Genomic DNA, 26711 nt, shown 5'->3' with positions numbered 1-26711 from the left:
TAACACACTATCAATACTGAATATGTATTGTTTAGCGCTTATCTAGCTATTTAATAGCCATTTTATTCTTGATCATTAAACAACGTTCATCATTTTGTAAAGCAACCAACAATGAGCGTTTAGTTCCTGAAGATAAATCAGTTAACGTATCTGCGGCTTTTTGTAAACGCTTAACACTTTGTGACGAACAGTTTGCAGGAATAAGATAACGACCATAACTTCTCATAAAGGTGTGATCATTAGCCGCATCGATACTTGCTAAACTGTTTATACGCTGATCTGCCGTTTTTTCATCTAAACTGTTTTGATCAGATGTATATAAAGCGGTCATAGCTGAGCGTAATTTTGAAAACGGTAGCTCTGAATCATTCTGCTGTATTTTAGCTAACCAACGCGTTTTAGTTGATTCATCTGGTGTAATAACTTCAGCATAAATAGCTGACTTCAATCCCGTATCAGAACTATCCTTTTCTAACTCGGCTGTTATTAACTTATCTGCATTAGGGTATTGATAGCGATTTAGCTGCGCAATAATATCCCAACGTAAATCTTGATTAACAACAAGCCCGTCAATAACCTCATCACCTTTCAATACAGCGTATAAGTTACTTAAACTTGATGCTGAACTGGTTATGGTTCTGTAAGCTTCAAACCATCTACGCATATTACTGCCAGAACTCTTTATAGTATTAGCCCATGCAAGCTCTTCTAACTTTTGTGTCATCTCTTTCGCATAAGCGTTATTTAAACCATACATTTTATTTAAATAAGTTTTACTTGTTTCAAGCTGGCTAATCACTTGCCCCAAAATGGTATAATCGTTTTCGGCAGAGATGTTGTTAATGGCAACATCTAAATATTCATTAAGTGGTAACTGTCCGTCACGAACACTGTCCCACAAACTTTGCCATAACATTGAACGTAAAAGTGGATCTTCTACTTTATTCACATGTTGTTTAGCTGTTTTAAAAGAAGCTTTGTCTAATTGAACTTTAACAAATCCCCAATCTTCATAATTTGGGTAAACAAGATCAGGACATTGAACACCTTTTAATTCATTAACTTGAGTAGTTTTTCCCTTATAAATATAAGGTAGTGCTTTTGTTTGCTTAAGTTTGTCACCTTTAATATTAAATAGCGCAAGTTGAATTTTTTGCTCACGTAAAGTTGGAAACTTAATATCTGCAGATTGTTGTATTTCAAACGAGCTAATCACATTATTTACACATTCAAAATTCACATTAATGGTATTAACACCTGCTTTGTATAACCACTGATCTTTCCATGTATCTAAACTACGGTTACTCGCTTTAGCTAAGCTTGCAATGAAGTCATCTAAAACAGCATTTTTATAAGCATTTTCACTAAGGTATTGATGAATCCCCTTTCTAAAAGTATCTTTACCTAATAAGTGACGTAATTGATTTAAAGCTGAAGCCCCTTTTGAATAAGTGATCGCGTCAATATTATCGAAAGCATTAGCTGTTGATGGAATAGCAACTTCTATAGGATGCGTTGTTACACTTTGATCTGCACGATAAGCCGCCTGTTTACCACCCGTATAAAATGAGCGCCATGCTGCGGTAAATTCTGTAGCTTCTGCTGTAGCTAAAGTTGCCATGAAAGCAGCAAAACTTTCATTTAACCAAAGTCCGTTCCACCATTTCATGGTAACTAAGTTACCAAACCACTGGTGAGCCATTTCATGCATAATAACGTTAGCTAATCTTTCACGTTTGCTTTTGCTCATTTCACCATTTGTTAAAAAGCTACCTTCAGCAAAAGTGATTGCAGCCGCATTTTCCATCGCACCGTACAAAAAGTCAGGCACGAGTACTTGATCATATTTAGTAAATGGGTAATCAACACCGTAATAATTTTCGAAAAAAGTTAAGCCTTGTGTCGTATATTTAAACCAATCGCTGGGTTTAATTTGCTTAGCGACTGATTGACGTACAAATAAGCGTAATGGGTATTTAGCATTATTGTCTTCCCATACTTTATATGGCCCAGCATGAAGAGAAAAATTATACGGGCTCAGCTTTGGCGTTTCATCAAAGTGCCATACCTTAAGTTGACCTTTTTCTTCAACTCGGCTTTCCTTCATTGCGGTAATAACAGACCAATCAGCAGGAGCAGAAACCGACATAGTATAAGTAGCTTTTAAGTCAGGCTGATCAAACAAAGCAAACATTTGCTGTGCCGCCGCTGGTTCAAAATGCGAGTATAAATAAACTTTGCCATCAACAGGATCTTTAAAGCGGTGTAGCCCTTCCCCATCAGTACTATGCTCACGTGTAAAGCTAATACTTACTACGTTCTTACCTTTATTTAATGACTTTGCTGGTAAAGTAATAAACCATTTATTATATGTTGGTTTAACTGACTTTCCGTTTACCATTAATGCATTAATTTCTGCATCGTTTAAATCGACCGTTAAAGGTGTTGAATTATCTTTTAATGAAAAATCGATAACAGAAGTTGCTGAAAACTGACTACTTTCAGACAAAGTAAATTGCAGGTTGTAATGAACATCTGACACGCGCGACGAACGTAAATAAGCTTGTTCTTGCGATAAATACGCATTTTCAGCTCTTGGTGGAACAGTCGTTGTTTTTTCACTTTTGGAGTTATAACTTGATTGACAAGCCGATAACAATAAAACAAAAAAAGAATAAGCTACAGGTCGAAACAAATTCATTTATAAGTCCTTATAAAATATATTTATATTATGTAACGCTCACTATAAAAGAGACGGGGATGAGTTAAAAGAGACTATCGATAAACAAACGAGCAAATAAGATAGGAAGTTTTATCGAATAACAATTTATTATCGAGCCTAGCTTGGTATAGCACTAACAAAAAAGCCCCTAAAAAGTGCTTTAATACAGAAATGCTAAAAAATTATTAACCTAAGATCGGCTTAATAAATGTTATTCTAGCAGCTATTTTTACTCACTTCGGCGTTAAATCCACTTGCAATAGGCCAGCTATTGACGCGTAAATTTGCCTTGAATTAAGTAAAAGTATCAAGCTAGAAGCGAGGTAGTATTTAAATACTTATTTTTCAATTAGTTAACTACTTCTTAAACCGAACTCAGGTTATTTAATAAAACTGTTTACATTAGTTTCTAGTGGGTAGTAATGATCTGCATCTTCAATTTTCATCAGCTTATCTTCAAGCCACCTTTTTTGAACACCTTCACTGTAATTCAAATAAAGCTTATTATCATGAATATGAAAAGCTTCCGGATCTATACGTACCGTATCGCCTTCGTTTGCCATTGCATAAGCACACCAACCACCATATTGCGGCGCATATTTTTCTGGATTAGCTTCAAACAAAGCTTTATTTTCTTTATTATCAAAATACCAGTAAGCATTATGCCATTTAACCTGAAAAGCTTTATCACCTTCAATAGCTTTATTTTGAGTAAAGTAAGCAACGGTATCGTAACCATCAATCGCAATATTATTAAAGCGCCCGGTGTTAACCGCATCATCAACGGCAAAAGCAGGCAAACTAAAAAACATCAAAACAAAAGTAACCGCTTTAATTAACTTTTTACCTAAAAACATATTTTGTTTCCTAATAAATAAACAACTACTTAATAGGATAGGCTATAGATAGCTTTTATTTCGCAATAATTTAATTATTAAAGACGGTCGATATAAAATATAAAGGTAACTATGTAATTATTCTATCGGACAGTCTCTTTGTAACCTATCAATATTCCAGCCTAAGTACGGTAAAAGCATTACAAGAGATTTTTCAGAGCAACCTTCAATAGGGTTATTTTCCAGATAAACTTTTGGATTAGCGGTAAAGTTTTTTATAATTCCTCCTAGTTGACTAATTTGATTATCTGGCAAATAAAGTATTTCTAAAGAATCCAAATCAGCCAGTACTGAAAAATCGGAAATCGAATTACTTGCTAACCAAAGTAGAGATAAGTTAGTTAATTCTGTTAACGGGGTTAAATCACTAATTTCATTTTGTGATAAACCAAGATGAACTAAGTTAGTTAAACCAACTAGCGGTGTTAAATCACTAATTTGATTATTTATTAAATTTAAAACTTTTAAATTGATTAACCCTGCCAGCGGTGATAAATCACTAACATTTCCTTGAGGGCTACCAGAACGAATATATCGTGCATATGCTAGCATTTTTGAACCATCATTAATGGTCAGGTTTGTTAAAGATGTTAAATTTGCAAGCGGTGTTAAAGAGTTAATGTCTACAGCGTTAAAGTTTAAGTATTCTAAACGAGTTAATTCACTCAAAAAATTAAAAGTATCTACTGGTGCGTTATCTATGTATTCAAGGCTAAGCTCTTTTAATTCGCCTAAATTAGCGATTGGAGAAAAGTATTGTTCATCAATGTCGCCATTTACTGAAATTCCTAGCCCTTTTAAATTGTGCATATTTTCTAGAAAAGCTAAGTTTTCAAAAGACAATGTATCCGAATCACTATAAAGCGATAAAGACTCAAGTTTTGGGTAATTCGGTACATAACCATCTTTAATCTTTGCACCATTGATAAACAACGAAATTAAATTATTAGCCTGAGGTAAAGTTATTTCTTCATCTGGATAGATAAATGAATTTAAATTCAAGCTTAAATGTTCTAGTACAGGGTAGTTAGGAATAACCCCACTTTTAATTTTTATGTTGGTTATTTTTAAAGATTTTAATTTATTTGATTGGGGTAATACGAGTTCTTCAACTAAAGCAGGGGTTGAATCAATCCTAAGTTCTTCAATACTTGAATAAAGTGAAAAATCATAGCTATCAAATCCCATCTCATGGTCAAATCCACTTATCACCAAATGAATAATATTCATTGATTGTTTAGGTAACTTTACTACTCTTTCCTGCTCTGATGAAGAAATTGGCTCAATATATAATGAAGTTAACGTATTTAATGCACTAAAATCTAGTGTATCACTGGATACATCTCTTAGATCAAGTGATTCAAGGTTAGTCAGCTCTTCTAAATCATCCCCTAAATTCCAATAAACACCTTGCAAGATTAATCGCTGTAATCCCGTTTGCTTAGATATAAAAGCTCTAATATCATCTACATTGGTTTGTGGAATATCCCATAAGTTTATTTCAAAGGATTTTAAAGAATAATCTATGATAGTAGATAGATTATATCCCGCGTCATTATTTCCTTCTGTTAATACTAAGTGTTTTAATGTATCAGGTGGCTGAAAACGTTCAGACAAGCCCCTAGTCTTAAAAAACTCAAGTGAATCAGGTAAATTACTATATGTGGTAGGAGTGTCGAAGGAGTATATATTACTCGGCTTAAATACTAGATTTTTGAGGTTTACTAGTTTGCTTAAATCTACATTCACCACGTCACTATAATCATCATTATCTATATAGACCAAAACACCATCTAAAACTAAAGTATTTAACTTGGTTAATTGACTTATAGGTGAATAATCATAAACTTTATTATCATCACCATTGTACAGTAACTCAAAGTGACTGAGTTTAGGTAGTGAGGTTAATGGCGATAAATCGATTATGTACTTACTATTTGTATCATTAATATTTGGTAATCTTTGTGGGCGCTCAGTTAAATCAACACTCCATTTTTCTTTATAGCCATTCAGCTGATTATAACCAGAACCAATAATAAAAGTTTCTAAATTATACAAATTTCCAATACCCATTAACGAAGCGATCTGCCTGCCAGAACAATTTAAATGCTTTACTTGATCAACAGATGTCCATCCTTCATTCTTAGCTGTTTCAGTAATACAGGTATTCAAACGCTCGTCTGCCAGTACAGGTATGGGATCTACTGAAAGCTCTGGCGTAATAGGTGATATTGGAGGAGCCGTTGATACTGGCGTTGAACCACCACCACATGCAGTGATAAATATTGAGAACAAAAAAATAAAATATAGACGAGGAAACTTTTCTATCAGCAGCATTTGTTTAAATTCCTTTTAAAGTGATTTATAAATAGTAGGGGGTTAGATAATAATAAAGCCCACATAATAGTGGGCTTTAATTTAAAAAAGTTATTAATTAAGAGTAATTATTTCTTTTTCTTTACAGCTTTTGCATTAGGTAAATCTGTGATTGAACCTTCAAAGATTTCAGCCGCTAAACCAATTGATTCGTTTAACGTTGGGTGAGCATGAATAGTTAAACCAACATCTTCAGCATCAGCGCCCATTTCAACCGCTAAACAAACTTCACCTAGCATTTCGCCAGCGTTAATACCTACAATAGCACCACCAAGAACACGACCTGTTTCTTTTTCAAAGATCATCTTAGTTTTACCTTCAGTACGTGCAGAAGCTATTGCACGACCAGAAGCGGCCCAAGGAAAGTTAGCCACTTCAATGTTTAAACCTTGTTCTTTAGCTTCACGCTCAGTAACGCCAACCCAAGCCATTTCTGGGTCAGTATAAGCGATTGAAGGGATACAACGAGGTTCGAACGTGTGTTTTTTACCTGATATAACTTCAGCTGCACAATGTGCTTCATGAACAGCTTTGTGAGCAAGCATAGGTTGACCAACTACGTCACCAATTGCGAAGATGTGATTTACGTTAGTACGTAATTCGTTAGTTACATTGATAAAACCACGCTCATCAACATTTACACCAGCTTTATCAGCATCAACTAAGTGGCCATTTGGCTTACGGCCAACAGCAACTAAAATTTTGTCGTAACGAACCTGACCTTCAGGAGCGTTCTTACCTTCAAATGTTACATATAAGCCATCGTCTTTCGCATCAACTGCAACAACTTTAGTAGACAACATAATGTTGAATTTAGCTTTGTTGTAGTTAGTGTAAATTTTAACGATGTCTTTATCAGCAGCAGGTACAAGTTGGTCTGCAAATTCAACTACAGAAACGTTAGAACCTAACGCTTTATATACTGTACCCATTTCTAAACCGATAATACCACCACCTAATACTAACAACTCTTCTGGCACATCTTTAAGTTCTAAAGCGCCTGTAGAATCGATAACACGAGGATCTTCTGTCGGTATAAAAGGTAAGTCAACCACTGAAGAACCCGCAGCAATAATTGCATTGTCGAATGTAATTGTTGTTACTTTGCCGTCAGAGCCTTCAACAGCGATAGTTTTATCACTTGTAAATTTACCGTAACCGTAAACAGTATTTACTTTACGTGCTTTAGCCATTCCGCCTAAACCACCTGTTAATTGGCCGATTACGCTTTCTTTCCAACCGCGAATTTTATCTAAATCAATTTCTGGTTTGCCAAAAGTTACACCGTGAGATGCCATTGCTGCAGCATCATCAATAACTTTAGCTACGTGTAATAATGCTTTTGATGGAATACAACCAACATTCAAACAAACACCGCCAAGTGTTTCACGACTTTCAACTAATACTACATCTAAACCTAAATCGGCAGCGCGGAATGCTGCTGAATAACCACCAGGGCCTGCTCCTAAAACTACTACTTGAGTTTTAATTTCGTTGCTCATGCTAACCTCAATTTACGTATGAATATTCATTGTGCTAATTAATAAACAAGCACAATCAAGAATGTTTTTTATTATTCTGGCAAGAAGTCTACTTAAACTTGACCAAAATCTCTATCTTTTATACTGATAATGTCGGCAACATAAAAACTTTCAGTGGGTATTACTGTTAAGTTATGTTGCCGAACCAAATCAACAATAGAGTGTATTACTTATAAAACAAGCTTTCTAATGTCTGACATTACACCTGCTAAATGCACAGTGAATCTTGCAGCAAGAGCACCGTCAATTACGCGATGGTCATAAGACATAGACAATGGCAACATTAACTTAGGCTCAAAGTCTTTTCCGTTCCACTTAGGTTTCATTTCTGATTTAGAAACACCTAAAATAGCGACTTCTGGTGCATTAACAATTGGAGTAAATGCTGTACCGCCAATACCACCTAAACTAGAAATAGTAAAACAACCGCCCTGCATGTCTGCTGCTTTAAGTTTACCTTCACGTGCTTTAACACTGATTTCTAAAAGCTCACGAGATAATTCGTAAATACCTTTTTTATCAACATCACGAACAACAGGAACTACCAATCCGTTTGGCGTATCTACAGCAACACCAATGTGGATGTATTTCTTAAGAATTAAGCTTTCGCCATCTTCACTTAAGCTAGAGTTAAATGTTGGGTAGGCACGTAAAGCATCTGCTGCCGCTTTTAAAATAAACACAAGTGGTGTAATTTTAAAACCAAGCTTTTGCTTTTCACAAACAACATTTTGTTCTTTGCGGAATGCTTCAACATTTGTAATATCAGCTTCATCAAATTGAGTAACATGCGGAATGGTTACCCAGTTACGATGTAAGAATGGTCCAGAAATTTTCTGAATACGTGTTAAGGCTTTTGTTTCAATTTCACCAAATTTAGAGAAATCAATAGTTTTAGCACTAACAACTTGTAAACCACCTTCACCACTTGCAACAGAGCTACCAGCATTCGCTTTAGGACGAGACAATTCATATTTAACATACGATTGAACATCTTCTTTAAGAATGCGCCCTTTACGACCAGTCCCTTTAACTAATGTTAAATCAACACCAAATTCACGAGCAACACGGCGAATTGAAGGTGACGTATAAATTGCCCCTGTCGCTTTATATGTGCCAGCTTGAGGATGATGTGGAACAGGTGCTGACTTAGTAGCAGCAGGAGCTTCAACAGGCGCTTGAACTACAGCACTTGTTACTGCAGGAGCTTCAGCTGGTGAGGCTTCAGCTGAAGCAATTGGTGCTCCACTGCTAGTTTCTAGCTTGATAACTAAAGAGCCTTTTTTAACCTTACCGCCAACAGCAACTAAAACTTCTTTAACCGTACCTGCATGTGATGAAGGTACGTCCATTGTTGCTTTATCTGTTTCTAATGTAATTAAGCCATCTTCTTCATTGATTTCATCCCCAACAGCAACAAGTACATCAATAATGTCTACTTCACCATCTTCACCAATATCTGGCACAACAATATCAATAATTGCGCTTTCAGTGGCAACCGGTGCAGCAGCTTGTGCTACTGGAGCCGATGCAACAGGCGCTGCTTCAGCTACAGGTGCAGTTTCAGCAACAACAGAACCACCAGAAGTTTCTAGTTTAATAACAAGCGTACCTTGTTTAACTTTGTCGCCATTGGAAATGTAAACTTCTTTAACTGTACCCGCATGTGTTGACGGTACGTCCATTGTTGCTTTATCAGTTTCTAAAGTAATTAAACCATCTTCAGCTTCAATTACATCGCCAACAGCGACAAGTACGTCAATAACATCAACTTCACCATCTTCACCAATATCAGGTACGGCTACATCAATAACTTCACTTGCGCTTGAAGCAACAGGAGCTTCAGCCGAAGCCTCTGCACCTGACGCTTTTAATTCACCAATTACATCGCCTTCTTTAATTTTGTCGCCAACTGATACTGAAAGACTTGATAGTACTCCAGCAAAAGGTGCTGGAATATCCATTGAAGCTTTATCAGTTTCAACCGTTACAATACCTTCATCAGCTTCTAATGTGTCGCCAACAGCAACACAAATCTCGATAATTTCAACTTCTTCGCCACCAACATCAGGGACTAGAATTTTTTGAATATCAGACATATCTTTGATTCCTTCTCTAGTCTAAATTAAGCGTAAAGTGGGTTAAGTTTATCTGTGTTAATGTTAAAGCGTTTAATCGCTTCAGTAACAACACTCTTCTCAACTTCACCACGGTTAGCTAATTCATATAATGAAGCAACAACAACATAACCAGCATTCACTTCAAAGTGAGTACGTAAGTTAGCACGGCTGTCTGAACGACCAAAACCATCAGTACCTAAACAGCGGTAATCTGTATCGATAAAGGCACGAATTTGATCTGAATATGATTTAACATAATCGGTTGCAGCAATAGCAGGACCTGCGGCTTTAGTGATTACAGTACCAATGTGAGCAGTTTTTTGTACTGCTTCAGGGTTAAGCATATTCCAACGTGTAACTTCTTGACCTTCACGAGCTAATTCGTTGAAAGATGTCACTGAATACACATCACTCGAAACGTTATAGTCTTTAGCAAGAATTTGAGCAGCTTCACGCACTTGTAATAAAATAGTACCCGAACCTAATAATTGAACGTTTGCGGCAGATTTTTTAGCAGCAACGGTTTCTAATTTATAAATACCTTTAATGATATCTTTTGCAACTTGCTCGCCCTCAGCACCTTCAGGCATTGCTGGATGTTGATAGTTTTCATTCATTAATGTCATGTAGTAGAAAACATTCTCGTTTTCACCATACATGCGACGTAAACCGTCTTGAACAATAACAGCAACTTCATAACCGTATGTTGGATCGTAAGTAACACAGTTAGGAATCAAGTTAGCTTGAACATGTGAATGTCCATCTTGATGCTGTAGACCTTCACCGTTAAGGGTTGTACGACCAGCAGTAGCACCTAATAAGAAACCACGTGCTTGGCTATCGCCAGCTGCCCATGCTAAATCACCAACACGTTGGAAACCAAACATTGAGTAGTAGATATAAAACGGAATAGTTGTCGCGTTACAAGTAGAGTAAGACGTACCAGAAGCAACCCAAGATGCCATAGCACCTAGTTCGTTGATACCTTCTTGTAATACTTGGCCTTTCTTGTCTTCACGGTAATAAGCAACTTGATCAGCATCTTGAGGAACATATTTTTGTCCTTCATTTGCGTAAATACCCACTTGGCGGAATAAACCTTCCATACCGAAAGTACGTGCTTCATCAGGTATAATTGGAACAACGCGCTTACCAATCTTCTTATCTTTTAAAACAGCATTTAATACGCGAACAAACGTCATTGTTGATGAAACTTCACGTTCACCAGAACCTTTTAAAATAGCGTCGAATATTTTCAATCCAGGCATTTCTAATTGTTCTTCAGCTTGTTCACGACGTGCAGGTAATGAACCACCTAAGGCTTCACGACGCGCTTTCATGTACAAGTATTCAGGGCTATCTTCTGGGAATTTGTAGAATGGTAAATCTTCAATTTGATCATCAGCGATAGGCATATTGAAACGATCGCGATATCTCTTAATAGATTCAACATCCATTTTCTTAACGTTATGTGCAACGTTTTGCGCTTCACCTGATGCACCTAAACCAAAACCTTTAACAGTTTTAGCAAGAATAACAGTGGGACGACCTTTAGTTTCCATTGCTTTTTTGTAAGCTGCGTAAACTTTAACAGGATCATGTCCACCACGGTTTAAGCGGTAAATATCAGCATCAGACATATTAGCTACTAATGCTGCTGTTTCTGGGTATTTATTGAAGAAGTTTTCGCGAGTGTACTTACCACCTTTCGCTTTACAGTTTTGGTATTCACCATCTACTGTTTCACTCATCAATTGTAAAAGTTTACCTGAAGTATCACGGGCGATTAATGCATCCCAGTATGAACCCCAAATAACTTTAACAACTTCCCAACCTGCGCCACGGAATGTACCTTCAAGTTCTTGAATGATTTTTCCGTTACCGCGTACTGGTCCGTCTAAACGCTGTAAATTACAGTTGATAACGAAACATAAGTTATCTAAACCTTCACGAGACGCTAAACCAATAGCACCTAATGATTCTGGCTCATCAGTTTCACCGTCACCTAAGTAACAATAAACACGTTGGCCTGAACAATCTTTAATTCCACGATCAGTAAGATATTTTAAGAAACGTGCAGTATAGATAGCTTGTAATGGACCTAAGCCCATAGAAACTGTAGGGAACTGCCAGAAATCTTTCATCAAATGAGGATGAGGGTAAGATGATAAACCTTCGCCATCACATTCTTGACGGAAGTTATTCATTTGTTTCTCAGTTAAACGACCTTCTAAAAATGCACGGCTGTATATACCTGGAGAAATATGACCTTGAGCAAAAATAAAATCGCCACCGTCTTTTTCTGAAGCGGCTTTAAAAAAGTGGTTAAAACCTACATCGTAAAGTGTTGCTGAAGAAGCAAAACTACCGATATGACCACCTAAGTCTAAATCTTTCTTTGAAGCACGTAATACCAGTACTAAAGCATTCCAACGAATTGCTGCACGAATACGCGACTCAATGGTTTGGTCTGCAGGCATATGAGGCTCTTGGCCTGGAGGAATAGTGTTTACGTATGCTGTTTTAGCATCAAATGGTAAATGTGTACCGCTACGGCGTGCACTATCAATTAATTTTTCTAATAGAAAATGAGCACGCTCTGGCCCTTCATTTTCTAAAACAGACTCCATTGATTCTAACCATTCTTGCGTTTCTGACGAATCAATATCAATTTTCGGGAGCTCAGACATAATTACTTTGTCTCCAAATGTTATTAAAGCCACTTTATAATGTGGCTTTGGGATTAAAGTTAAATATTAAAATTTACTTAAAAATTACCTAAACAATTAAAGGTAGTTAACCTTTAATAATAATGTATAGATGTTACATCTATATTTTGCGTTGCATTCGTCTCATTGAACGTTCAACCCGACTATTTTCCTGTGTCAGTTTCAATAAAACTTCTTCAATAAACGCTAAATGGCTATGACTAGCTCCCCAAGCACGTTGGGGCTTTCCACTCATAATAGCCTCTAACAAGTTTTTTCGGTAATCCGTTATCTGAGAAAAAACATCTGGCCGCTTAGCCATCATTGTTAAATTCTGTTCTATATTATCAACCAGCAAAGCTCTCATGCTTCTAGCTAAATGCAAAATAATTGCATTATGAGAAGCTGCACAAATTGCCATATAAAAATCAAATACTGCGTTAGCTTCAAGATAGTAACTATCTTCTAGCTGAATATTGCCAATATTGTCATGCTTTCTTTGAATTTCATCAAAATCAGCTTGTGTTCCACGCATTGCAGCATAATATGCAGCCATTCCCTCTATACCATGCCTAAACTCTAACAAATCAAATTGCGACTCATTACTTTGTGACATTAGCTCAAACAATGGGTCTGACAAGCCAGACAAAATAGTATGACTAACAAAGGTTCCGCCCCCTTGTTTTCTTGTAACTAATTTTTTTGCCTCTAGCTTTTGTATCGCCTCTCTTAATGAAGGACGCGATACATCAAATTGCTTAGCGAGTTCACGTTCAGGTAACAACTTCTCACCAGGCTGTAAACTTCCTTCAAGGATCATTGTTTCCAATTGCTCTTGAATAACATCTGATAACTTCGGCTGCTTAACTGCTTTTTTTACGCTGCCAAACGACATTTTTCATTACCCCTACAACCTAAACAAACTTCAAATCAAGCTTGGTAAATTGGTATTACCAATAGAATTTTGTTGTAAAAATAACAAAACCTTGAAGTTTTGTAAACGTAACATAGTTTAATTTATCTCATTTTCCAAGGAAAACTTTAGAGTCAAAACTTAAAACGCTTGTTTAAAATCAATCAACTTTATTAAACAAAAATAAATATAACAACAACTTATGAAGCATAAGTATCTATAAGCTTTATAAACTTAATAGATATTTTATTCTGCTTTAATTATCAAGGATGGATAGCAAATGTAATAAAACAACAACCACTAAAGCACTCCCGTTAATATTAAAATAGAAATAAAAGCTAAACATAATAACAAGGTTCTTTTGGCTAGCCTCACTAAAGTACAAGGCTCAGCTGTACAATCTTGAGAATCAACCATAAAGTCTTCAGATTTTTGAGCTACTGAAACTAATACTTCATACGATGGCATTTTAAGATCAAACAAATTTCCTAACCATATAGGTATCGCTTTAGAAAAGTGCCCTACTAACATATAACCTAAGGCGATTATTCTTACGGGTAGCCAATCAATAATAAAAAGTAATTGATTAGATACACACACGTTGGGTTCTTCTTGCTCATCATTTACGGTAACGCAACGCTCATTTATGCTCGTTAATAGTCGATAGAACAAAGCGCCTGGTGCTCCAAAAATAACAAAAAAGAGCATTATGGCTATAAAGTATCGATAATTTAGCCAAACCAAAGCTTGTCCAAAGCCCATTTCTGGTAACTGTTTATTTTGTAGTAACTCTTTATGAATAAGATCACACGTTGTTGTTTCACCACGAAAAGCAGCCACCAAATAACGCTTATATATAGAACGAGTATCTAAACAACCAAAACAAATAATTAAAATAGCGGTTGAAGCGATTAAATATAAAAAATCATTATTCAATTGATCTAATGCTATATAACAAAGCACAGTAGGTACCAATAAAAACAACAATAAAGCAATGGGAGACTTATCTTTTGAATCAGCCCCTGTTTCATTTAAAGCAAGTTTGCTGTAGCGCTTATAATAGGTATTAAATTGCCACCACTTGTTTGATAAGTAGCGTTCAGACAACAACGCAATTAATAAACTGATTAAACTCATACAATCAACCTTTTTTGTTAATTAACTATTTTTATAATTTAAATAGAATGGGGATTAATTGGCATCACTATACACTTTTAAACAACGAAAAAAATGCTTCCAATTAAATGCTTCGCCTGGATCTGTTTTTCTGTCTGGTGCTATTTGATTGTGCCCAGCTATATTATCATTAATTTCAGGGTATTCTTGTTGAATTGAAAAACACGCTAATGCTAGTGTTTGATATTGTTGCTCAGTATAAATAATATCATCTGCACCTTCTAGCTCAATTCCAATAGAATAGTCATTACACTTTTCTCTTCCTTTATAAGAAGAAATTCCTGCATGCCATGCCTTATCTAAAAAAGAAACGTATTGTACTAAACTCCCGTCTCTTTTAATTAAACAATGAGCAGAAACTTTCATTTCATAAATAGTTTCAAAATAAGGATGAGCATTTTTATCTAATTTACCAAGAAAAAAATCCGTTATGTAATCTCCACCAAACTGATTAGGCGGTAAAGAAATATTATGCACTACCAACAAGCTTACAGCACAGTTATCTTCTCTCGGAGTAAAGTGTGGAGAAGGAAAATGATTGATACCATTAACCTCACGGTTAAACCATCCATTATCTATAATAATCTTTTTATCTCTTTTATTAAGAAAAGATCCTTCATTTAATTGGCTAACCGAATCATTAGTCATACAATATCTGTCTCTATGTAAAATATACTAAAACAATATTGAGTATTATGACTGAAGAAGATACAACAAACAAAATAGGAAAATATTTTGGTTGGATTGCATGGGTAATAGCCATTGGTTTACTTGTGTTTTTATTTCAAGAAATACTCGAAAAGCAACAAAATCCGAATAGTTCACCCGACAGTTATTTATTAGATAATGGCTTAAACGAAGTTCATCTTAAAAGAAATAAACAAGGACATTACTTAACAGTAGGTAAAATAAATCAACAATCTGTTATTTTTTTACTTGATACGGGAGCAACTGACGTCTCTATTCCTGAACATATAGCAGAAAAATTAAACTTACCACGTTATAATAGCTATCAAGTATCTACGGCTAATGGTAATACGCAAGTGTACCGTTCAAAAATTAACGAGTTAAATATTGGTGATATTAGCTTATATAATGTAGAAGCTAATATTAACCCTTCATTTAACAGTGATGAAATCCTTTTAGGCATGAGCGCATTAAAACAGCTAGAACTTCATCAAAGTGGCAAAACACTAATATTACGAGAACAAAAATAAATGCAAGCATCTCAATTATCAACAAACATAACCCCACAACTTCTAAACGACATTAAAGAAACGATCGCCTTTGCTCTTAAAGAAGACTTAAATAATGGCACAGACATTACCGCTGAATTAATTCCAGAAACTGATACAGCACATGCGACTGTGATCACACGAGAAGAATGTATATTTTGTGGTGTTGCATGGGTAAACGAAGTCTTTAAACAATTAGATGCTCTTGTTTCTCAACAATTAGCTAAAAGCCAGTCAAACCTAACATTTATACCTACGACAATTACATGGTTTGTAAATGACGGACAACACGTATCAGCCAATACCACCTTATTTGAGTTATCAGGTTATGCTCGTACATTATTAACAGGTGAACGTACCGCTTTAAACTTTGTACAAACCCTATCAGGTACAGCAACTATCACAAGTGAATACGTAAAAGCATTAAAAAATACCAGTACTAAATTATTAGATACACGTAAAACTATACCTGGATTACGTAATGCTCAAAAATATGCGGTTACTTGTGGTGGTGGCTACAACCATCGTATTGGTTTATTCGATGCCTTCTTAATAAAAGAAAACCACGTAGCGGCTTGTGGCGGGATCACTCAAGCAATTAATAGAGCACAGCAAAACCACCCTGATAAAAAGGTAGAAGTAGAAGTAGAATCAATAAACGAGTTAAATCAAGCACTAGCCGCACAAGCCGATATTATTATGTTAGACAACTTCAGCCATGCCATGATTGAAGAAGCTGTTGTATTACGTAACCAAGCAGCGAAAAACTCAGTATTAAACACTTCAGGAATAGAAACGCCGAAAACTAAAAGGGAAGCAAAAAGAACACTATTAGAAGTATCAGGCAACATGACACTTAGCACACTGACTGATTACGCAAAATCAGGAATCGACTTCATCTCGGTAGGAGCACTCACTAAACAAGTTAATGCAATAGATTTATCAATGCGATTTTCATAATTGTATTCACTGACTATTATTGAATTAAGTAAGAGATAAAAACAAACAAAAGTAACATTCAGATACAGTTTTGTTTAATTATTAAACAAAAAACAAGAATTCTTGTATACAATATAATTGTATTTAGCATAAATTACCGAGATAAGTTGTTAAATTAAAGTAGCTTTTTTAAAAAAATGTAAAAAAATTGCTAAATTAAAACAAAAAACAAAAAAAATGCAAAAAAATGAATAAGAATGTTTTACATCTGTAAAAATTTGTCGCAGTATATGCTCAACAACCCCGTAAAATAAATGGAAACTTTTACTATGAAAACTTTAAATAAAATTAATAACGTAAACAAAGCAAAGGGTTTTACTCTTATTGAATTGATGATCGTTGTAGCGATTATCGGTATTTTGGCAGCAGTTGCATTGCCTGCTTATAAAACTTACTCAGATAGGGCTAAGTTCTCTGAGGCGGTATTAGCAACATCTATCTATAAAGGTGCTGCTGACTTGGCGGTTCAAACAAAAGGAATTACTGCTGTAGCTGACTTAGATGCAGGCACTAATGGTATTCCTGCAGCTGATGATCCTGGAGCACTTTCAGGACAATATGTTACTGCTGCTACCATGACTGATGGTGTAATAACTATTACTACAAACTTAGGTACTACTGCAGATTATCAATTAGAAGCTACTATAACAGCAGCTGGCGGTACTACTTGGGCAGTTAAATCAACATCTACTTGTTTAGCACAGGGTCTTTGCTAATATATAATTTATAAACTTAAAGCTCCTCTCCGGAGCTTTTTTTATATCTTTAATATATTTCACTATTAAATTCAAACCTATCCTTTGTTTTCTACATCAAAAATAAGTACACTCAGTATATTACTCATTGATGTACATAAAGGCATATGAAAGGTAGTCATAAACAATCCAGTTTACTTTCCGCATTATCAAAATTCGATATTGTTCCTCCTAATATGGTTGAAAGTATTAACACTGATTTTGAAAAACAAAATAAACCTTTTATTCGTTTTCTAGTTGAAGATAAGCAATACGACGCTAAAAGTATAGCCAGTATACTTTCTCGTACCTTTGGTTACCCTTTAATAGACCTTAAAACCTTTGACACTACTTTAGTTCCAGAAGGTGTACGTAATGAAAACCTCATCAAAAAACACAATGCTTTGCCTTTATTTTTACGTGGTAAAGTATTATTTATTGCGATGTCTGACCCCACTAACTTAGATGCTTTAGAAGAAATTCAATTTAATACGGGTTATACCACAGAGCTTGTTTTAACAGACGAAATCACCTTACATGAATGTATAGATAAAGTTTTAGAAGATGAAAGCGACAGCTTAGATATATCAGACATTGATGCTGAAGAACTAGCTAATATGGACGTGCAAGATGATGCCGAAGATGCACCTGTAACCAACGATAAAGAAGATGCGCCTATCGTTGTTTATATTAATAAAATATTATTAGATGCGATTAAAAAAGGCGCTTCAGATTTACATTTTGAACCTTACGAAAAGTCTTACAGAATTCGTTTTCGTATTGATGGTATTTTGTCAGAAGTTTCTCGCCCTAGTATTAAACTCGCGTCTCGTATGGCTGCACGCTTAAAAGTTATGTCGAAATTAGATATTGCTGAGCGTCGAGTACCACAAGATGGCCGTATCAAAATAGCCTTATCTAAGAAAAAGTCTATCGATTTCCGTGTAAGTACTCTTCCTACTATGTGGGGAGAAAAAATAGTAATGCGTATTTTAGACTCTTCAAGCGCTATGTTAGGCATTGAAATGCTCGGCTATGAAGATGAGCAAAAGAAAATATATATGGATGCGCTGGGCCAACCACAAGGTATGATTTTAGTTACAGGGCCTACCGGTTCAGGTAAAACAGTTTCTCTTTATACCGGCTTAAATATATTGAATACCCCAGAGCGTAATATTTCCACAGCAGAAGATCCAGTAGAGATAAATTTAGAAGGTATTAACCAAGTACAAATTAACGTTAGAGCGGGCTTAACCTTTCCTGGAGCTTTACGATCTTTTTTACGTCAAGATCCCGATATTGTTATGGTGGGCGAGATCCGTGATTTAGAGACGGCTGAAATTGCAATAAAAGCAGCACAAACAGGGCATTTGGTATTATCAACATTACATACCAACTCAGCTGCAGAAACATTAAACCGTTTATTAAACATGGGCGTTCCTGCCTATAACGTTGCCAGTTCTGTCAGTATTATTATTGCCCAACGATTAGCTCGACGATTATGTACACAATGTAAAGTAGAAGAACGTATACCAGAAAATGAACTACTACAACAAGGTTTTTTACCCGATCAACTCCCTAAGGTAAAAATATACAAAGCTGTAGGGTGTGAGCATTGTACAGGTGGTTATAAAGGCCGAGTTGGCATATATGAAGTCATTAAAATCACAGAAAGTATTGCAACTATTATTATGGAAGGTGGCAACTCTTTAGAAGTGGCAGAGCAATGTCAAAAAGAAGGCTTTAATAACCTACGGCAGTCAGGCTTAGTAAAAGCCATGAATGGCATAACCAGTTTAGAAGAAATAAATCGAGTCACAAGCTCTTAAAAAAGCAATAGAATAAATAACAAATATAAAAACAGTTTTAACATAAAAATAATTAGGTAATTTTACATGGCAGTATCAAACACCAAACAAGCTAAAATGGTTACCCCAAAAGCCTTAGATGTATTTATTTGGCAAGGAGTTAATCGCAAAGGGAAAAAAATATCTGGCGAATTATCCGCCCCCAGTTTAATGGCATTAAAAGCTCAATTACGCAAACAAGGTATTACTCCTGGTAGAGTTAAGAAAAAACCTAAGCCTTTGTTTGGCATGAGTGGTGAAAAAGCTATTACGCAAGGAGATATTGCTGCTATAACCCGACAAATTGCCACTATGTTAGGTGCAGGCGTACCTTTAGTTCAAACCATTGAAATGATCGGTACTGGCCATAGCAATGCAAAAATGCAAAAACTTTTAGCGGATATTGGCAACAAATTACAATCAGGTTTACCCTTATCTGATTGTTTACGCGAACACCCATTATATTTTGATGGTTTATATTGTGATTTAGTTAATTCAGGTGAACAATCAGGTGCGTTAGAAGCTATTTACGATCGCATAGCAACTTACAAAGAAAAAGCTGAAATTTTAAAAGCTAAAATTAAAAAGGCCATGACCTATCCTATTGCTGTTTTAGTAATAGCGGCAGTTGTTACATCAATTTTACTTATTTTTGTTGTACCAGTGTTTCAGGAAATTTTTGCAAGTTTCGGGGCTGAGTTACCTGCCTTTACCTTATTTGTTGTTGGTATATCAGAATTTATGCAAGCCTATTGGTACATTGGCTTGGGGGCTTTATTTTTAGCGGGTTTCTTATTTAAACGTGCCCATAGAAACAGTCAAAAGTTAAGAGATAGTGTTGATAAAAAAATACTTAAACTACCTGTAATAGGTGACATGTTAAAAAAAGCCGCTGTTGCCCGTTATGCACGTACTTTATCGACTACTTTTGCTGCAGGTGTGCCTTTACCAGACGCGCTTCAATCAGCAGCTGGAGCTTCAGGTAATGCAGTGTTTCGTGATGCAATTTTAGATATTCGTTCTGAAGTTACTTCAGGTATGCAAATGAATTTAGCCATGCGTAACTGTAGTATATTCCCTGATTTAGTTATTCAAATGGTGGCGATTGGCGAAGAGTCTGGCGCTGTTGATGATATGCTATCGAAAGTAGCCACTGTATATGAACGTGAAGTGGATGATGCAGTAGATAACTTAACCGCATTATTAGAGCCTATGATTATGGCTGTATTAGGTGTGGTTATTGGTGGCTTAATTATTGCGATGTACTTGCCTATTTTCCAAATAGGTATGGTTGTTTAATTTTAAATTATTAGCAATAACTTACATATACCCATAATTTTTATTTTAAGCCATTCTTTTGAATGGCTTAATTTTTTAGAAGAATACTTTAGAACAATATTTTTAATTTGAGGTTATTAATGTTTACGGATTTAATTTTTGCTTTTGAAAATAACTTAATGATTTTTTATGCGGTTGTTGCTTTATTTTCATTGTTAATTGGTAGCTTCCTCAATGTGGTTATCTATCGTTTGCCTAAAATCATGGAGCAAGGATGGTATAAAGAGTGTCGAGAATTTTTAGCAGATGAGTTACCTAAAACAAAAGAAAATAAGTCAGATACAAAAGAAACAGCGATAGAAGAAATAACGCTGTCTAAGCCCAATTCAACCTGCCCTAACTGTGGTCATTTAATTCGTTTTTACGAGAATATTCCCGTAATAAGTTGGTTACTTTTAAAGGGAAAGTGTAGCCAATGTAAAAATAAAATATCTGCTCGATATCCCATTATTGAGTTGGTAACTGCATTTTTAGGTACGGTTATCGCTGTTCATTATGGCGTTACCAGTACCGCATTATTCATTATTTTATTAACTTATGCGTTAATTTGTTTAACCATGATAGATTTTGATCACATGTTACTACCTGATCAAATTACCCTACCTTTTCTCTGGTTAGGTATACTCGTAAATATCAATGGTGCAATTGTGCCATTACAGGATGCTGTGCTTGGTGCTGTTGCCGGTTATATGAGTCTATACTGTGTATTTTGGCTGTTTAAACTATTAACAGGTAAGGAAGGTATGGGTTATGGCGATTTTAAACTAGTGGCTTTATTTGGTGCTTGGCTCGGCTGGCAATTACTTCCTTTATTGATATTAATGGCTTCAGCTGTTGGCGCTATTATCGGCATTAGTTTAATGGTATTTAAAAACCATCAACGCGAACAAGCTATCCCGTTTGGCCCCTATTTAGCCATTGCAGGCTGGATTACCATGATATGGGGAAATAGTATTTGGGGCTGGTATTTAAGTAGGCTTGTATAGGTAAATATTTTCCAATATATAAAGATTTAAACTATGAAAAAATTTGTTGTTGGCTTAACGGGCGGTATAGGTAGCGGAAAAACCACTATCGCTAATATGTTTAATGAGTTAGGTGTTGAACTAATTGATGCAGACATAATAGCACGTGAAGTAGTAGAACCTAATACACCTGCGTTAGCAAAAATAAAGGAGTATTTTGGTGTCGACTTCATATTACCTGACGGCTCTTTAGACAGAACAAAATTACGCCATAAGATCTTTAGCTCTGAAAATGATAAACAATGGCTTAATAGTTTATTACACCCTCTTATTCGTGAATCTATATTAACTAAGATTACAGAAACTAAAGGTGAATACTGTATTTTAGTAGCTCCCTTATTATTAGAGAACAAACTCACTCAATACGTAAATCGTACTTTGGTTATTGATGTGAATGAATCAACACAAATAGAAAGAACCATAAAACGCGATAATAGCAATAAAATTACAATTGAAAAAATTATAGCCAGCCAAATTTCTCGTAATGAAAGACTAGAGCTGGCTGACGATATAATTGATAATTCCAATACTGATTTAAACTCAGTTCACCTACAAGTTAAACACCTGCATAACTCTTATTTAAACTTAGCAAAGTTACAGTAAAGCAATAGTATTAATAGATTAAACTCGAAATAATAACTTTCTTCATCGTAAGCACCAATTAACACAGTAAAGTGTAAGATTTTATGAAATACATTAGCCATTTTAACTTTGCAGCGCTAAGATGGTGACATTCTAAGGCCTAGTTAATTGTTATGTCATTTGTATTATTTGAACACCCATTAAACGAGCGTATTCGCAATTATTTAAAACTTGAGCAATTGTTCAAGCATTTAAATATGAGCTCATCTAGTAATATAAGTTCTTCACATATTACTTATTTCAATGCACTATTTTCAATAATAGATACGCTTGAAAGAAATGATATACGTGGTGATCTCATTAAAGAACTGGAAAAGCTTGAGCAAAATTTAGTTGTTTGGTCGCAAGCACCTGATATTGATACCTCTCTTTTAGAAGATAATCTAAAACAAACAATTGCTTTACTGTGTGAATTAAAAAAAACTAAACAACAATGGTTAGATTATAGAGAAATTAAATTTCTGACGGGACTTAAACAAAGATTTGCTATGCAAGGCGGAACCTGTGTTTTTGATTTGCCTCAATTACACTTTTGGCTTAGTCGTGACGAATCGCTACTTTTTGAAGAAATGAATTCGTGGATCAACTTATTTTCGTCAATAACTCACAGTTTGTGTCTTATTTTAAAATTCATCCGATTAAGAGGTGAATTTGAATGCATAAAAACAGATAATGGTTTTTATCAAGACAATGGTGAAAATATACTTCTTCTTAGAATAAAAACACCTAATAACGCCAATTTTTATCCCACGGTAAGCGGTAACAAATTCAGGTATTCCATTCGTTTTGTGGTGCCCTGTAATGAAATGGGCAGACGCTATTTAAATCAACCAACGAACTTTGAGTTAGCAAAGTGTTAGCACTTAGCGTTATTTAATTTTATAATACTCAAGTTATTTATTTAAAGAGTTTCCTTATGCCCCTTAAAGTTTCATGCCCTACCTGTAAAGATGATGTAATTTGGCAGCCAGAAAGCACATACAGACCATTTTGTAGTAAACGTTGTCAACTCATTGATTTAGGTGAATGGGCTGATGAAGGCCATAAAATAGCTCAAAACATTGATCCTAACCAAGAAATCACTGAAGAAATGTTAGATGCTTTAGAAGATGAGTTTTTACAACATAACAAATTTTTTGTCGAACCTGAGTAATACTAAGTTAATTAACCACTTATAGAATTATCATTATTTAGATTGATCTATACTTTTTAACGCATCTAAAATCCCTTTATTTGCTTCAGGTAAATCTAAACTAAGTAATTCTTCAAAAGTAAACCATCCCTCTTGTTGCCCTTCTAATGCTTTAGGCTCATTTGAAAAGTCTTCAACAAGATAAACAATTAACGACACAGCCTTATCGCCATAATCATGATTGATGGTGATTAATGGGCAACTACTGAGCACATCAATATTGACCTCTTCTTTAAGCTCTCGATTTAATGCATATTCTGGTAATTCATTGGTTTCAACTTTCCCACCAGGGAATTCCCATTTACCACCTTGGTGTACGTGCTCTAAACGTTTTGTCATAAAATAAAGCTCATTACGTTTGATAACACCAACAGCAACTTCTACAATTTTCTTCATTTTTATTCTTCTTTTGGAATTAAAAAATATTATAAAAAAGCCAGTCTATTGACTGGCTTTAAGTTTATGTTATATACAATGCTTAAGTTAATTTACCGTGACATTGTTTATATTTTTTACCGGATCCACAAGGACAAGCTTCATTTCTACCTACTCGTCTTGTTTCTTGAGGTTCAGTAGCTGAACTAGAAGATTCGTGAGTAAATTCTTTAGGTGTTTCTTCTGCTTTACGGTGTTGTTCTTCTACCGCTTCAACATCAGATTCAGCTTGAATTTTAACTTTACTTAAAATACCTATTACATCATATTTTAAGTTCTCTAAAAGCTCTGAAAATAGCTCAAACGATTCACGCTTATATTCTTGTTTAGGGTTCTTTTGTGCATAACCACGTAAATGAATGCCTTGACGTAAATGATCCATTGCAGCTAAATGCTCTTTCCAATGTGAATCTAAGCTTTGCAGCATAACGGCTTTTTCAAATTGACGAATAACATCGCTGCCAACAACCGCTTCTTTTTCTGCATAAACGGTATTTGCAGTTTCTAGTATTTTTTCACGTAAGGTTTCTTCGTGTAATTTACTATCCTCTTTAAGCCATTGTGCAATAGGCAATTCAAGTGCTAAGTCACCTTTCAAACGTTCTTCTAAGCCTTCCACATCCCACATTTCTTCTAAGGATTGTGGTGGTATATGCTGATCAATTAATCCATTAACAACATCGGCACGAATAGCGCTAATAACGTCAGAAATTTCAGCTTCGTCCATCAGTTCATTACGTTGTTCGTAAATAACTTTACGTTGATCGTTAGCGACATCATCAAACTCTAACAGCTGCTTACGCATATCAAAGTTTCTGCCTTCAACTTTACGTTGAGCATTTTCAATACTTTTTGTAACCCAAGGATGTTCTATGGCTTCGCCATGTTCCATACCTAACTTACGCATCATGTTACCAATTCGCTCAGAGGCAAAAATACGCATTAAGCCATCTTCCATTGATAGATAGAAGCGCGTTGAACCAGCATCACCCTGACGACCTGCACGACCACGTAATTGATTATCAATACGACGAGATTCATGACGTTCTGTTGCTATAATATGTAAACCACCTATAGCTAACACTTTTTCGTGTTGTTCTTGCCACTCAGCTTTAGCTTTAGCAATAGCTTCTTCTGATGGATTATTTAGTTTTGCAATAATGGCATTTAAGTTACCACCTAAAACAATATCAGTACCGCGACCAGCCATGTTAGTTGCAATAGTTACTGCGCCAATTTTGCCTGCATCCGCAACAATTTCTGCTTCTTGTTCGTGAAATTTAGCATTTAGAACTTTGTGTTTTATTTTTGCTTTTTTAAGAAAATTTGATAAAAACTCTGAGGTTTCGATACTAATAGTACCAACAAGTACAGGTTGTCCTCGTTCTACACAACCTTTAATATCTTCTAAAATAGCTTCAAATTTTTCTTCTGCTGTTAGATAAATTAAATCTGAACGATCATCACGTATCATTGGCTGATTCGTTGGAATAATAACGGTTTCAAGACCATAGATATGATTAAATTCAAAAGCTTCGGTATCAGCTGTACCTGTCATACCCGATAGCTTGTCATATAATCTAAAGAAATTTTGGAAAGTAATTGATGCTAATGTTTGGTTTTCATTTTGAATGTCTACACCTTCTTTAGCTTCTACCGCTTGATGTAAACCTTCTGACCAACGACGACCTTCCATTGTACGACCTGTATGTTCGTCAACAATAACAATTTCGCCTTCTTTAACAATGTAATCTACATCTTTTTGGAAAAGTTTATGAGCACGAAGTGCAGCCATTACATGATGCAACAAAGTAATATTACTTGCAGAGAATAAAGAGTCACCTTCTTGGATCAACCCTTTTTCTTGCATAATTTCTTCAATACGTATTTGACCACGTTCTGTTAAATAAATTTGCTTAGCTTTTTCATCAATAGTGAAATCGCCAGTACTTGCTTCGTTTTCTTTATCTTCTTCTGCTTGTTGCTCTAGGGTAGGCACTACAGTATTGATAATTTTATATAACTCGGCATTATCTTCCGCTTGACCAGAAATAATAAGGGGAGTTCGTGCTTCATCAATAAGGATGGAATCAACTTCATCGATAATAGCAAAATGTAACGGCTTTTGAGCACGTTCTTCTGGTGAAAAAGCCATGTTATCGCGAAGATAATCAAAACCAAATTCGTTGTTTGTACCGTAAGTAACATCTGATTGGTATGCCGCTTGTTTTTCTTGAGGCATTAAACCTGGAATGTTACAACCAACTGTCATCCCTAAAAATTCAAATAAAGGTCGACTCCAATCAGCATCACGACTTGCAAGATAGTCGTTTACAGTAATTACGTGAACGCCTTTTCCTGTAAGCGCATTTAAATAAGTAGGTAGTGTTGCAGTTAAGGTTTTACCCTCACCTGTTCTCATCTCGGCAATCTTACCTTGATTAAGCACCATACCACCGATCATTTGAACGTCAAAATGGCGCATACCAAAAACACGTTTACTGGCTTCACGAACAACAGCAAAAGCTTCTGGTAAAAGGCTATCTAAGGTTTCTTCATTAGCAAGACGTTCTTTAAACTCAGCTGTTTTATTTTTTAATTCTTCATCGGTTAATGCTTCAATTGCCGGCTCTAATGCATTAATTTTCGCTACTTCTTTTCTCATTTGTTTTAATAATCGATCATTACGACTACCAAACAGCTTTGTTATTAACTTTACAAACATCTTGTTAAACCACTTATGGAAGAAATCTTCCGCCTAAAATTAATATAATTAGTAAACTACTAACTATATACTCAATAATATGTAGAA

At 35.3% G+C, this 26711-nt stretch carries 20 protein-coding genes; 9 read left to right on the top strand and 11 right to left on the bottom strand.

Features of this window, described 5'->3' with window-relative positions; translation table 11 throughout:
- Window positions 1–46: 46 nt before the first annotated feature.
- The 9 genes from pepN to ampD form a co-directional block, all read right to left on the bottom strand.
- Window positions 47–2701, bottom strand: coding sequence for an aminopeptidase N (pepN, locus tag AC0L5Q_RS18140; RefSeq protein WP_473612674.1), 2655 nt, complete (start codon window positions 2699–2701; stop codon window positions 47–49).
- Window positions 2702–3102: 401 nt separating this feature from the next.
- Window positions 3103–3579, bottom strand: coding sequence for a YHS domain-containing (seleno)protein (locus AC0L5Q_RS18135; protein ID WP_473612669.1), 477 nt, complete (start codon window positions 3577–3579; stop codon window positions 3103–3105).
- A gap of 117 nt (window positions 3580–3696) precedes the next feature.
- Window positions 3697–5955, bottom strand: coding sequence for a leucine-rich repeat domain-containing protein (locus AC0L5Q_RS18130; protein WP_473612665.1), 2259 nt, complete (start codon window positions 5953–5955; stop codon window positions 3697–3699).
- 107 nt (window positions 5956–6062) lie between these two features.
- Window positions 6063–7496, bottom strand: coding sequence for a dihydrolipoyl dehydrogenase (gene lpdA, locus AC0L5Q_RS18125; protein WP_473612662.1), 1434 nt, complete (start codon window positions 7494–7496; stop codon window positions 6063–6065).
- Between the two features lie 209 nt (window positions 7497–7705).
- The gene (gene aceF, locus AC0L5Q_RS18120; RefSeq protein ID WP_473612658.1) at window positions 7706–9634 is read right to left on the bottom strand and encodes a pyruvate dehydrogenase complex dihydrolipoyllysine-residue acetyltransferase; all 1929 of its coding nucleotides are present in this window, start codon (window positions 9632–9634) and stop codon (window positions 7706–7708) included.
- Window positions 9635–9660: 26 nt separating this feature from the next.
- Window positions 9661–12345, bottom strand: coding sequence for a pyruvate dehydrogenase (acetyl-transferring), homodimeric type (aceE, locus tag AC0L5Q_RS18115; RefSeq protein ID WP_473612654.1), 2685 nt, complete (start codon window positions 12343–12345; stop codon window positions 9661–9663).
- 139 nt (window positions 12346–12484) lie between these two features.
- The gene (gene pdhR / locus AC0L5Q_RS18110) at window positions 12485–13258 is read right to left on the bottom strand and encodes a pyruvate dehydrogenase complex transcriptional repressor PdhR (protein ID WP_473612650.1); all 774 of its coding nucleotides are present in this window, start codon (window positions 13256–13258) and stop codon (window positions 12485–12487) included.
- A gap of 318 nt (window positions 13259–13576) precedes the next feature.
- On the bottom strand, window positions 13577–14413 hold the full coding sequence (gene ampE / locus AC0L5Q_RS18105; protein WP_473612646.1) for a beta-lactamase regulator AmpE: 837 nt from the start codon (window positions 14411–14413) through the stop codon (window positions 13577–13579).
- Window positions 14414–14467: 54 nt separating this feature from the next.
- Entirely contained in the window at window positions 14468–15100 is a 633-nt protein-coding gene (gene ampD / locus AC0L5Q_RS18100) for a 1,6-anhydro-N-acetylmuramyl-L-alanine amidase AmpD (RefSeq protein WP_473612642.1), read from the bottom strand.
- A 47-nt stretch (window positions 15101–15147) separates the two neighbouring features.
- On the opposite strand from ampD, the gene AC0L5Q_RS18095 reads away from it, so the two are divergent.
- From AC0L5Q_RS18095 to yacG, 9 genes are all read left to right on the top strand, one after another.
- Window positions 15148–15669, top strand: coding sequence for a retropepsin-like aspartic protease family protein (locus AC0L5Q_RS18095; RefSeq protein WP_473612638.1), 522 nt, complete (start codon window positions 15148–15150; stop codon window positions 15667–15669).
- Entirely contained in the window at window positions 15670–16647 is a 978-nt protein-coding gene (nadC, locus tag AC0L5Q_RS18090) for a carboxylating nicotinate-nucleotide diphosphorylase (protein WP_473612634.1), read from the top strand.
- 308 nt (window positions 16648–16955) lie between these two features.
- Entirely contained in the window at window positions 16956–17402 is a 447-nt protein-coding gene (locus tag AC0L5Q_RS18085) for a pilin (protein ID WP_473612630.1), read from the top strand.
- Window positions 17403–17617: 215 nt separating this feature from the next.
- Window positions 17618–19249: a type IV-A pilus assembly ATPase PilB gene (pilB, locus tag AC0L5Q_RS18080; protein WP_473618334.1), complete on the top strand. Its 1632-nt coding sequence runs from the start codon at window positions 17618–17620 to the stop codon at window positions 19247–19249.
- A gap of 66 nt (window positions 19250–19315) precedes the next feature.
- The gene (locus AC0L5Q_RS18075; protein WP_473612627.1) at window positions 19316–20566 is read left to right on the top strand and encodes a type II secretion system F family protein; all 1251 of its coding nucleotides are present in this window, start codon (window positions 19316–19318) and stop codon (window positions 20564–20566) included.
- A gap of 119 nt (window positions 20567–20685) precedes the next feature.
- Entirely contained in the window at window positions 20686–21591 is a 906-nt protein-coding gene (locus AC0L5Q_RS18070; protein ID WP_473612623.1) for a prepilin peptidase, read from the top strand.
- A 33-nt stretch (window positions 21592–21624) separates the two neighbouring features.
- Window positions 21625–22233: a dephospho-CoA kinase gene (gene coaE, locus AC0L5Q_RS18065; RefSeq protein WP_473612619.1), complete on the top strand. Its 609-nt coding sequence runs from the start codon at window positions 21625–21627 to the stop codon at window positions 22231–22233.
- Between the two features lie 152 nt (window positions 22234–22385).
- Entirely contained in the window at window positions 22386–23132 is a 747-nt protein-coding gene (gene zapD, locus AC0L5Q_RS18060; RefSeq protein ID WP_473612615.1) for a cell division protein ZapD, read from the top strand.
- A 56-nt stretch (window positions 23133–23188) separates the two neighbouring features.
- Window positions 23189–23425, top strand: coding sequence for a DNA gyrase inhibitor YacG (gene yacG / locus AC0L5Q_RS18055; RefSeq protein WP_473612610.1), 237 nt, complete (start codon window positions 23189–23191; stop codon window positions 23423–23425).
- Between the two features lie 33 nt (window positions 23426–23458).
- On the opposite strand, the gene mutT is transcribed toward yacG, so the two are convergent.
- Both mutT and secA read right to left on the bottom strand, forming a co-directional pair.
- Complete coding sequence (gene mutT / locus AC0L5Q_RS18050; protein ID WP_473612607.1) at window positions 23459–23860, bottom strand: 8-oxo-dGTP diphosphatase MutT; 402 nt, start codon at window positions 23858–23860, stop codon at window positions 23459–23461.
- An 82-nt stretch (window positions 23861–23942) separates the two neighbouring features.
- On the bottom strand, window positions 23943–26624 hold the full coding sequence (gene secA / locus AC0L5Q_RS18045) for a preprotein translocase subunit SecA (RefSeq protein ID WP_473612603.1): 2682 nt from the start codon (window positions 26622–26624) through the stop codon (window positions 23943–23945).
- Between the last annotated feature and the right edge of the window lie 87 nt (window positions 26625–26711).

The organism is Pseudocolwellia sp. G5-9 (genome assembly GCF_055808995.1).
Note: the sequence above shows the minus strand (reverse complement) of the source record. Positions and strands in the feature narration are given on the sequence as shown.